Here is a 10,329-nt window from a genome sequence, read left to right as displayed (position 1 = left end):
AGGAAAGCATGGGGATGAAGGTATGATAGCGAGATATGTAAAAGAACAAGATAAAGAATACCTGCAGCTACACCAAAATCTACAATTGAGTCTATTTTGATTCTGATACCCCGTCCGCTTGCGGCGGGGTAGTTCATTAACCGGATTTAGTATTATTGGATAAGCCTTTCCACTGAGAAGATGTACCAGACTGAGCCTGAATCCGCCGTATGAAAAGCGATTAAAATCGTCATAATTTCCCCCAGACATAAGCTTATTTTTCGTTGTCGAGTCTTCAGTCCATAAGCAAGTAAGCTTTTTGAGCATTGAGGTGCAAATTATTGGCAAAAATCATCGACAGGACAGAATAAAGCATCTATACTAACCCTAGGGCAAGGTGGCTGAATGGTTTTCTGTTTTTCAGCAGATCACTTCTCCCTTTTCTTATCCCGAACTCAGGTTATATATAAGGAGAATAATTAACCATGACCGAAAATAGAGGACCGATTCCTGTAGTTGTCAACGGTGCAGCCGGTAAAATGGGACGGGAAGTCATTAAAGCCGTTGCTCGTGCCGACGATATGATCTTAGTGGGTGCAGTGGATCGAAATCCAGCTTTTCGAGGTCAAGATGTGGGGGAAGTGGCCGGTTGTGAACCCCTAGAAGTGCCGATTCTCGAGGATTTGCAGAGTGTTTTAGTCCTGGCAACTCAGGAAAAAGTGCAAGGGGTGATGGTGGATTTTACCCATCCCGACGGTGTTTATGACAATACCCGCAGTGCGATCGCCTATGGAGTGCGTCCCGTGGTGGGAACTACGGGATTATCGCCGGCACAACTACAAGATTTAGCCGAATTTGCCGAAAAAGCCAGCACCGGCTGTTTAGTTATCCCCAATTTTTCCCTTGGCATGGTTTTACTACAACAGGCTGCCCTGCAAGCATCCCGCTACTTTGATCATCTGGAAATTATCGAACTGCATCACAATCAAAAAGCAGACGCACCCAGTGGAACGGCGCTCAAAACCGCCGAATTACTGGCAGAATTAGGTAAAACCTTTAATCCTGCCCAAGTTTCCGAAAAAGAAACTATCCCCGGCGCTAGAGGCGGTTTAACTGCTGAGAACATCCGTATTCATAGCGTGCGTTTACCCGGTTTAATTGCCCACCAAGAAGTCATTTTCGGTTCCCCCGGGGAAATCTATACCCTTCGTCATGATACCAGCGATCGCTCCTGTTATATGCCGGGGGTTCTCCTCTCTATCCGCAAAGTTACTCAGCTGCAATCCCTCGTTTACGGTTTAGAAAAAATCCTCTAAATCAAGATAGGTAGTGATTTTATGGTAGTGGTAATAGCTCAAACCTTTGCTAATTGGGCATTGTCGTCATCAATAAAGTACCAAACAGTTCGGCACCCCCCTGATCAAGGTTAGGGGGGATCGAAGGCACAATCTATCTTCTATTTAATTAGAACCACTTACTTAAACTCAATGGTAAAATAAGCCCATGAGCGCTTTTCCTACCCCAGAACTCGATAAAATCCTCAAAGAAAAAGATATTCAAAGAGAACAGCAAAGACAAACCCTGCTGGCGAAAACTCAACAATGGCTTCATGAAAATGCTGTAAAATACGGAATTAATCGAGCTTATATCTTTGGCTCCGTGACTCGTCCCTATAAATTTCACCCCGGTTCTGATGTGGATATTGCCGTCGAAAATATCAATCCCGCACTGCACTTTGAGGCTATTAGTATTCTGTCCTATTATCTGGGGAGAGAGGTGGATATTATTCTGCTGAAAAACTGTCATTTTGCCCACCGAATTCGGGAAGAAGGAATTTTATGGACAACCGACAACTAATCCTGTTGAAAGCTGATATAAATGCTCAATTACAGTTAATCAAAGCGATCGATGGTAAACTAGCTGTTAGAGCCGAAGGTGTTAATCCCGATGATGTCATTCGCCTGGAAAGCATTGCCTATCAAATCCATAATTTATACAGTGCCACTGAGGATTTACTTAAAATAGTGGCTACCTGTTTTGAAAATCATATTGCCGATACTCGGCAATGGCATACAGCCTTATTAAACAGAATGACTGTCCCTATCCCCGGAATTCGTCCTGCTTTTATTTCTTCAGAAACCGCCGCTTTGTTAAATAGTTTGCGAGGATTTCGGCACTTTTTTCGTCATGCCTACGGCACAAATATTGATTATGAGCAATTGAAAGTTAATTTAGACAGGGCAAGAAAAATCTACAGAAACTTAGAAAAAGATATTCAAATTTTCTTTGAACAATGGGCAGAAAGTTAAGCTAAATCCTCGATATTATAATGATTATGTCGGTTAATAATCCCTATCTTGAATACTGGCAAAAACGCCAAAAAGAACAGCAGGAATATAATCAAAAATTAGCTCAAGAGGCAAGGAAAAATCTTCCGCCAGTTATTGATTATTTAAAAGAAAATTTCCCAATTACAAAAATTATCCTGTTTGGTTCTCTAGTTAAAGGTAAATTTCAGGAAACTTCTGATATTGATCTAGCAGTGGCTGGCATACCCCCAGAAAGTTTTTTTCAAGCTTTAGGAAAAGTTAATTTAATTAGCGCTCGCTGGATTGATTTAAAGCCTATAGAAGACTTAGAACCTCATTTTCTTAAAAGAGTTTTGCAAACAGGAGAATGTCTTTATGCGTCCGATGAGTGCCAGTGAATTACAAGAAATCGCCCTTGATATTGCCACTGAAGTTAATAGATTAAATCGGCTAGAAAGCCAAATGCGTTTAGTTCAAGCGGAAATGCTAACCAACCCGGCACTAGCCCATATTTGTGCCGAAAGTTTAGCCCTAAAACTCCATAACTTCTATACAGGATGTGAACGAATTTTTCAAATTATCGCTTCTGAGTTAAATGGTGGCTTACCATCTAGTTATGACTGGCATAGAAGGCTATTAAATCGTATGAGCAAACCTCAAGATTATCGTCCTGCTGTATTACGAGAAGATACCGTGCATAAACTTAATGAATACCTAAGCTTTCGGCACGTTGTTCGCAATATCTACGGTTTTGAATTGGAAAAACAAAAACTAGAAAATCTGGTTAATAACTATTATAATACATGGCTACAAGTCCAAGAAGATATTAATAGTTTTATCCTTTGGTTAAAAACCACAGCAGACAGTCTTAATTAAACCTCAAAGACAAGATTGCTTGTTGAGATGGGGAAAGAGGCAACACCCCCCCAACCCTACCCGACGTCGGGGGGAGATTTAGCTAATCTAAGGATAGGCGGTTAAAATGCGTCTTAGCCTATTCTTGAGCCGTCAACTTCATTTCACAGTGGTTATTCTGACTTGAGAAAGTTATTAACTTACTTCCGATGATTGCTGTACTTTCTGGCCTATTTTCGGTTCCGTCCCTGCCAACAATCTTTTAATATTACCCTGATGACGAACAATCACATAGATTCCCCCCATCAAACTAAATAAAATATAGGGGAGAGGTTGACCTAAAATAACCATTAAAATATTCACCACCAGCGCCCCGATAATCGAACCTAAAGAAACAATCCGGAAAAGTGCCAGAATAACTAAAAAACTCGCCAAAGTTCCGCAAGCCACTAGGGGATTCATCACCAATAAAACCCCTAAACTGGTGGCGACGGATTTACCACCGCTAAAATTCAAGAAAATCGATTTACTATGACCGATGATTGCCCCCAATGCTGCCCCGATAATTAACCAATAATACCAACTTTCTGGGAGAGGATTGACATCCATAAAATATAGTCCTCGTACCAGGGCCACCGCCGCCATTCCTTTTAACATATCAATTAATAACACCATCGCCCCGGCAGATTTTCCCAGAGTTCTTAGCACATTGGTGGCCCCAGTGGAACCGGAACCATAGTCACGAATATCGATACCTTTGCTGTATTTACCGATTAAATAACCCGTGGGAATCGAACCGAGCAGATAGGATAAAAGTAAGATAGTAAGACTGATAAGAATCGGAATAAGCATAAATTAACCCCAATTTTTAGCAAGAGCGAGCGCCGTTATCAGTGTATCAGCCCGAAGACAAAAAACCACTCACAGGGAACCATAGACGGGAATTGCCGCCCCGCGCAAGTCTTTCGCCCCTTCCCCTGCCAGAAAACAGATCACCTCGGCTAGAGATTGGGGACTTACCCAGTCCTTGGCATTTGCCTCTCCCATCGCTTCCCGGTTGCCCGGAGTATCGATAATGCTGGGCAAAACCACGTTAGCGGTAATATTAGTCTGTTTGGTTTCTTCTGCGATCGCTTGAGTTAAAGCCACTACCGCCGCTTTCGAGGCACAATAGGCGGCCAAATTTGCCCCCGGTTGTACGGCACCACGAGAACCGATAGTGACGATACGACCATAGTTATGAAGTTTCATCGAGCGTAAACAGTGTTTACACAGTAAAAAAGTGCTATGGAGGTTTAAATCGAACATTTTTAGCCAATCTTCATAGCTAAACTCCTCCGTCGCCCCCATGGTAAAACCCCCGACTAGATGAATTAAAACATCGACCCGACCGAGATCATCAATTAATCTAGCCACGGCAGTTTCTTGGGTTAAATCCACCCTGACAAAGCGAATACGCTCAAATTCCGCCGCACTCAGCCGAGATTTCAGACGACCTACCTCCCTTTCCTCCCGATAGGTCATGGTTAGTTGACCGCCATGGTGTAAAACCGCCGGAGTGACTCCTAAACCCAGTCCTCCCGTACCGCCGGTCAGCAATACCCGTTTATCTTTCATAATGATTGATATATAATCGATCGCTCCAATTATAGATGATTTAACCGGGCAATTAGGCAATATTACAGCCTTTCTCGCCGGACTAGGATTCCTTCATCGCTTGTTTTTTCTCCGCCTTGAGGTCGCGACTGCTGGCGGCGGCAATTTCCGCATCCATCAGGGTGCGTCCGGTGGCCGCCAGATAGACATCATCGAGACTAGGACGGGATTGGGCCATGCTGAACACGGGTAATCCCGATTCGGCTAGGGTTTGTTCAATTTTGCTTAAAGGATTGCTATTGGCCGTGACGATGAGATTCAGGGAGTTACCCTGGGCGGTATTAACGATTACTTCCTCGACAAAAGGCAGACGGGATAATAACTCTTTCGCTTTTCGGGCCTCTTCCTCTGGGGAAAATTCTCGCACTTTTAGGGTAATGCGATCGCCGCCCAGTTGCTCCTTCAGTTGTGAGGGGGTACCGCGAGCGATGACGATACCATTGTCGATAATTGCCAAGTTATCGGCCAAGGCGTCAATTTCTTCGAGATAATGGCTGGTAATTAATACACTGGTTCCGGCCGCCCGCAATTGTCGCAGAAAATCCCAGACAATCAAACGACTTTCGATATCGAGTCCCACAGTCGGTTCATCCAGCACCAAAACTTCCGGCTGATGCAGTAATCCCGCCGCTAAATCCAGCCGTTTTTTGATGCCGCCGGAATAGGTTCCTGTTTTTTTGTCGGCGTATTCCTCTAATCCTAAAAGATTTATTAATTCTTTGATGCGCTCTCTTGACTTTTGAGGGGGAATGTGATAGAGAGCCGCTTGTAGTTGCAACAGTTCCCGGCCGGTGAGCATTTTATCGAGGGCGACTTCTTGGGCAACGTAACCCAGGCGTTTACGGGCGGATTTGGGGTTATTCAGGGCATCGACACCCCCCACCTCGATTTTGCCGCCATCGGGTTTAGCAAGGGTACAAAGACAGCGAATCGTGGTGGTTTTCCCCGCACCATTGGGACCGAGTAAACCGAAGATTTCTCCCGCTGCCACGGTAAAGGAGATATCTTTAACCGCTGCTGTCTGACCGTAGGATTTTTTTAACTTTTTGATCGCCACCGCAAGGGTCATAAGCTGATTTTCGCCGACTTGAGCGAGACAATTTTTTTGTTAACTTTCTCGGTCTATTTTAACCCAGATTCCCCACTGCAAAATCTAGTACAGCTTTGTTTATCTTTTTTGATCAAGATAAACTTTGACGGGATTTGGCCTCATCCCCAGAGAACCGGCTGCTGTTCTGGCGTTGCCTGTTCCTTGATCCACCTCGACCCCTTTAGATGCTCGGGCAACTTATTGGGACAGCATTGTTCACGTTAACTTAAATTAACTTTGTTGGCAAAAGTGAATCGGAACAAGGGTTTTTCGCTAGAATGATAATGATTATCGTTCTAATTAAGGAGAGAAATCATGGTTCTACAGGTCTCTGGGGTAGGATTAGTTTGTGCTGGGAATAAAATCGGCGAAAAAAGCCCTAAATATCCATTTATCGCTGTTAGCTTCATTTTATCGCTTTCTTTCGCCCTGGTAACGGTGGCTAAGGCTGAAGAGCCTGCCATTGGTCATAGTTTGCCAGAATTTTATATCGGGGTGGATAATCAAATCACCTTAACTCGGGGCATCTATGAGGGATTAGCCAATCCTAACTATAACCGGTTAACTCTTCTGGTTGCTCACCGAGAGGGAACCCCTCATTTTCACGGTATCGGCACTTACAGTTATTCCGGACCGTCTAGTAATCCGGTAGTTAATCCTACTAACAGCAATAATCGCATTCCTGAGACTTCTACAGGATTGCCTCCTCTCTCCTTAATTGCGGGAAAAGGAATTTTTCAGAATAGTTTTGTTAGTGCTGCCACTGGGGAGGAATATAGCAATCTACTGATGCAATCAGTGGCAACTATTAATAATTCCTCTGACTTGGGAGAACAAGCTCTTTTTAACAGTTCTGGTGGACGGTGGAATCGGTCTTTAGGTAATGCCAACCTATCCTTACAACTGTTAGAGATTAGTGATGGATTAACCGTAGCTAACTCTTTAGGACAGACAATTTTAGCTAATGCTGGCGATATCTATGCGATCGGGACTGGTGATAACTTCTCCTTTTTACCGAAGTTTCTTGCCTCTCGACCGGGAAAATATTCAGCCAGTTTTAAGCTGGTAGATCTTAGCCTTTCTTGGGGAGAGTCAGGAATTTTTAACCTAGATTTTCAAACAGTTCCCGAACCATCAACTCTGATCGCCTTAATACTGTTCGGGTCAATTTTATTAACTCGATCGAGTAGTAAAAACTAAAACCAATCGGTTTTGGAGAGAGCAAACTTATCTCCAAAATCGCTCTAGATCGAGATCGGCTTTGTTGAAATGGAAAACAGGGATTATTCCCTAAAAAACTAGCAACTTTTTTGACTATAATAACGACAAGATTATCAGTATAGTTTTAAACTATCCTAGGATAAGCCCTATCTTGATCGCAATATATATTTATGAAATTTAGTGAAATTGCCCAAAAATTAAGTCCTTTAGTACAATCCCAGAGTTTGACCGCCTATCCCGACAGAAATCCCCAAATTAAAGCCATAACTCCCATCGAAACCGCCCTAGTCGATACCATTAGCTATATCGAAGGGGGAAAATTTGCTGCCTTTGTCGCCAAAACTGACGCTACTGCCCTAATTCTGCCCCTGGATACCAATTTACAACAACAGGCCGACGAACGCGGCATCGCTTGGTTAGCTAGTGCCAATCCCCGACTTTTATTCGCCCACGCCATCAAATTATTCTATCAACCCTTTCAGCCCCAACCCTACATTCACGCCACCGCCGTGGTGCATCCATCGGCTAAAATCGGCCATAAAGTCGCCATCGGGGCCCATGCCGTGGTAGAAGCCAATGTCACCCTCGGTGATGGGGTGTGCATTCATCCTAACGCCGTTATTTACCCCGGAGTGCATATTGGTGATCGCACAATTCTCCACGCTAACTGTACCATCCATGAACGGGTACAAATCGGCAATGATTGCGTTATCCACAGTGGCGCCGTTATCGGTGCTGAGGGCTTCGGTTTTGTGCCGGTTACCGAAGGCTGGTTTAAGATGGAACAATCCGGTATCGTGGTCTTAGAAGATGGGGTAGAAATTGGCTGTAATAGCACCGTTGATCGCCCGGCAGTGGGAGAAACCCGCATCGGTAGCCAGACTAAGATCGATAATCTCGTCCATATTGCCCATAATTGCCAAATTGGCCAAGCTTGCGCCCTTGCAGGACAGGTAGGCATGGCAGGAGGCGTAAAAGTGGGCAATCGTGTTATTTTAGCGGGACAGGTGGGCATTGCCAATCAAGCGGCGATCGGGGACGGTGCGATCGCAACCGCCCAAACCGGCATTCACAACGATATCGGGGCAGGAGAAGTGGTTTCTGGTTCTCCCGCTATGCCGCATAAACTATTCCTCAAGGTAGCAGCCGCTTACAAGCGTTTACCCGAAATCTATCAAGCGGTTAAGCAGTTGAAAAAATAGCCCTATTCAGGAGACAGGAGACAGGAGACAGGAGACAGGAGATTATTTTTATTTATTCTCCCTTCTCCCCACACCCCACACCCCACACCCCACACCCCACTGATAACTGATAACTGATAACTGATAACTGATAACTGAATCAAAGTGACTCGCAAAAGCAAGGGCGCTATCGCCGCAGGACATCCAAAAACTGCCGAAGCTGGACAATTAATCTTAGAAATGGGCGGAAATGCCTTCGATGCGATAGTTGGCTCGATTTTAGCGGCTTTCGTGGTCGAATTCACCCTCGCTTCGGCGGGGGGCGGCGGTTTTTTACTAGCACATACCAAAGAAAAAGTCAATACCCTTTTTGATTTTTTTTGTCAAACTCCCAAATATAAAAAACCCTTGACAAATATCGACTTTTACCCAGTGGCGATCAATTTTGGTGGTGCTAGTCAAGATTTTCACATTGGCCGAGGTGCGATCGCAACGACCGGAGCGTTACGGGGATTGGAAACAGTGCAGAAAAAACTGGGAAAATTGCCCTTTGCCGTGGTAGCGGAACCAGCGATCGAATATGCTCGACAAGGCTACATTTTGAGCCAATATAACGGCTTTTGCCTGGGTTTACTATCTTCGATTCTGCTCAAAGATAGAGAGGGTTTAAAAGTCTATGCCCCGCAAGGAAAACTCCTCCAAGCTGGCGATCGCTGTGTGATGAGGGATTTTGCCAACAGCTTAGAGGAATTAAGCAAAAAAGGCGTAAAAGACTTTTATGAGGGAGAAATCGCCCACCAAATTGCCAAGGATATGCAGGAGGGTGGTTATCTCACCCTAGAGGATTTAAATCATTACCAAGTCCTTGAGAGAAAACCCCTAAAAACCCAATATCGGGGTTACGAAATACTGACTAATCCGCCTCCTAGTTCTGGGGGAATTCTCCTAGCTTTTGCCCTAAAATTACTAGAAGCAGTTAATTTATCGGCTTTAGAGCATCTAGGAGCCAAACATCTGCAAATTTTAACGGAGGTGATGGCCTTAACCAATCAAGCGCGCGCTCAAGGCTACGATAATTTTATCCATCAGGAGGGAATCGAAGAGCAATTCCTCTCGTCGGAATTTTTAGGCAAATATCCCAATAAATGGGGCAGTACCACCCATATTAGTGTTATCGATGGGGAAGGTAATGCCGCCAGTGCCACCTTTTCCAACGGGGAAGGATCGGCTTATACCGTGCCGGGGACGGGAATTATGCTCAATAATATGATCGGGGAAGCGGACTTAAATCCCTTTGGTTTTCACAATTGGCCGGTTGATCGTCGTTTATCCTCAATGATGTCCCCGACGATGATTTTAGAGGAAGGAAAGCCGCGATTTGTTCTCGGTTCTGGGGGTTCCAATCGCATTCGCACCGCTATTTTGCAGGTTATTAGCAATTTAATCGATTTTCGGCAATCTTTAGCCGATGCGATCGCTGCCTCGCGCATACATTGGGAAAATCAACAATTAGGAATTGAACCTTTAGAAGATCGGGAAAATATGCTCAAAAATCTGGTTTTACCCGCAAATACTCAAGTATCCCGGTGGCAAGAACAAAATATGTTTTTTGGGGGTGTGCATGGGGTGGCAGTGAATGATCGGGGGGAATTAACCGCTACGGGCGATCCGCGTCGAGATGGAGTAGGATTAGTGATTAGGGATTTTTAGGTAATGGGTACAACTTGCAGGCGTAACCCAAGTGCTTGCAAAACCTTAAGAACTGTAGCAAACTCTGGATTACCCTGATTCGACAAAGATTTATAGAGACTCTCCCGTCCCAAACCCGTCTCACGAGCAATACGAGTCATCGAAAATTTGGGTCTGAAACCCCGTCGTTCTACGACGGCTTTACTGTTAAATAGGGTCTGCTGAAAAAGTTTTTCCTGGGGGTAGGAGTCAGTAGCCGGTCGTCAGGAGTCGGTCGTTTTAGGCTTTGTTGCCCTTGTTTTTTGTACCAAGCGATGTACTACAAGAAGGATAATGCAAGGTTTTTGAA

General features: G+C 44.6%; 12 protein-coding genes and 1 pseudogene. 9 read left to right on the top strand and 4 right to left on the bottom strand.

Annotated features, from left to right (window positions below):
* The 6 genes and pseudogenes from O9332_RS28425 to O9332_RS13330 form a co-directional block, all read left to right on the top strand.
* Window positions 1–100 (top strand): annotated as a pseudogene (locus O9332_RS28425) (IS200/IS605 family transposase); the annotation flags it as partial.
* A gap of 364 nt (window positions 101–464) precedes the next feature.
* Complete coding sequence (gene dapB / locus O9332_RS13350) at window positions 465–1,295, top strand: 4-hydroxy-tetrahydrodipicolinate reductase (RefSeq protein ID WP_288025959.1); 831 nt, start codon at window positions 465–467, stop codon at window positions 1,293–1,295.
* 187 nt (window positions 1,296–1,482) lie between these two features.
* Window positions 1,483–1,836 (top strand): nucleotidyltransferase family protein, encoded by a 354-nt coding sequence (locus O9332_RS13345; RefSeq protein WP_004159488.1) that lies wholly within the window; start codon window positions 1,483–1,485, stop codon window positions 1,834–1,836.
* The gene (locus O9332_RS13340; RefSeq protein ID WP_004159484.1) at window positions 1,818–2,288 is read left to right on the top strand and encodes a ribonuclease toxin HepT-like protein; all 471 of its coding nucleotides are present in this window, start codon (window positions 1,818–1,820) and stop codon (window positions 2,286–2,288) included. The genes O9332_RS13345 and O9332_RS13340 overlap by 19 nt, the downstream gene beginning before the upstream one ends.
* A gap of 26 nt (window positions 2,289–2,314) precedes the next feature.
* The gene (locus tag O9332_RS13335) at window positions 2,315–2,686 is read left to right on the top strand and encodes a nucleotidyltransferase family protein (RefSeq protein ID WP_012264857.1); all 372 of its coding nucleotides are present in this window, start codon (window positions 2,315–2,317) and stop codon (window positions 2,684–2,686) included.
* Window positions 2,673–3,164: a ribonuclease toxin HepT-like protein gene (locus O9332_RS13330; protein ID WP_249264809.1), complete on the top strand. Its 492-nt coding sequence runs from the start codon at window positions 2,673–2,675 to the stop codon at window positions 3,162–3,164. The genes O9332_RS13335 and O9332_RS13330 overlap by 14 nt, the downstream gene beginning before the upstream one ends.
* 174 nt (window positions 3,165–3,338) lie before the next feature.
* Here the strand turns inward: O9332_RS13330 and plsY are convergent, their stop codons facing one another.
* From plsY to O9332_RS13315, 3 genes are all read right to left on the bottom strand, one after another.
* Window positions 3,339–3,995 carry a glycerol-3-phosphate 1-O-acyltransferase PlsY gene (plsY, locus tag O9332_RS13325; protein WP_004159480.1) on the bottom strand — a complete coding sequence of 219 codons (657 nt, stop codon included), beginning with the start codon at window positions 3,993–3,995 and terminating at the stop codon, window positions 3,339–3,341.
* Between the two features lie 69 nt (window positions 3,996–4,064).
* Window positions 4,065–4,760, bottom strand: coding sequence for a 3-oxoacyl-ACP reductase FabG (gene fabG, locus O9332_RS13320; RefSeq protein WP_287731166.1), 696 nt, complete (start codon window positions 4,758–4,760; stop codon window positions 4,065–4,067).
* Between the two features lie 82 nt (window positions 4,761–4,842).
* Window positions 4,843–5,868, bottom strand: a complete 1,026-nt coding sequence (locus O9332_RS13315; RefSeq protein ID WP_288025955.1) for an ABC transporter ATP-binding protein — start codon at window positions 5,866–5,868, stop codon at window positions 4,843–4,845.
* Window positions 5,869–6,204: 336 nt separating this feature from the next.
* Here O9332_RS13315 and O9332_RS13310 point away from each other — a divergent pair, with 336 nt between their 5' ends.
* From O9332_RS13310 to ggt, 3 genes are all read left to right on the top strand, one after another.
* Complete coding sequence (locus O9332_RS13310; protein ID WP_288025953.1) at window positions 6,205–7,089, top strand: all3515 family Zur-repressed PEP-CTERM protein; 885 nt, start codon at window positions 6,205–6,207, stop codon at window positions 7,087–7,089.
* 191 nt (window positions 7,090–7,280) lie between these two features.
* Window positions 7,281–8,312, top strand: a complete 1,032-nt coding sequence (gene lpxD / locus O9332_RS13305; protein ID WP_288025951.1) for a UDP-3-O-(3-hydroxymyristoyl)glucosamine N-acyltransferase — start codon at window positions 7,281–7,283, stop codon at window positions 8,310–8,312.
* 144 nt (window positions 8,313–8,456) lie between these two features.
* Window positions 8,457–10,001, top strand: coding sequence for a gamma-glutamyltransferase (gene ggt, locus O9332_RS13300; RefSeq protein ID WP_288025949.1), 1,545 nt, complete (start codon window positions 8,457–8,459; stop codon window positions 9,999–10,001).
* On the opposite strand, the gene O9332_RS13295 is transcribed toward ggt, so the two are convergent.
* Window positions 9,998–10,141, bottom strand: a complete 144-nt coding sequence (locus O9332_RS13295) for an addiction module antidote protein (protein WP_004159469.1) — start codon at window positions 10,139–10,141, stop codon at window positions 9,998–10,000. The two genes, ggt and O9332_RS13295, sit on opposite strands and share 4 nt — an antisense overlap.
* Window positions 10,142–10,329 lie beyond the last annotated feature (188 nt).

This window comes from Microcystis sp. LE19-10.1B (genome assembly GCF_027530565.1).
GTDB lineage: Bacteria > Cyanobacteriota > Cyanobacteriia > Cyanobacteriales > Microcystaceae > Microcystis > Microcystis aeruginosa.
This window is presented reverse-complemented; position numbering and strand designations above follow the sequence as displayed.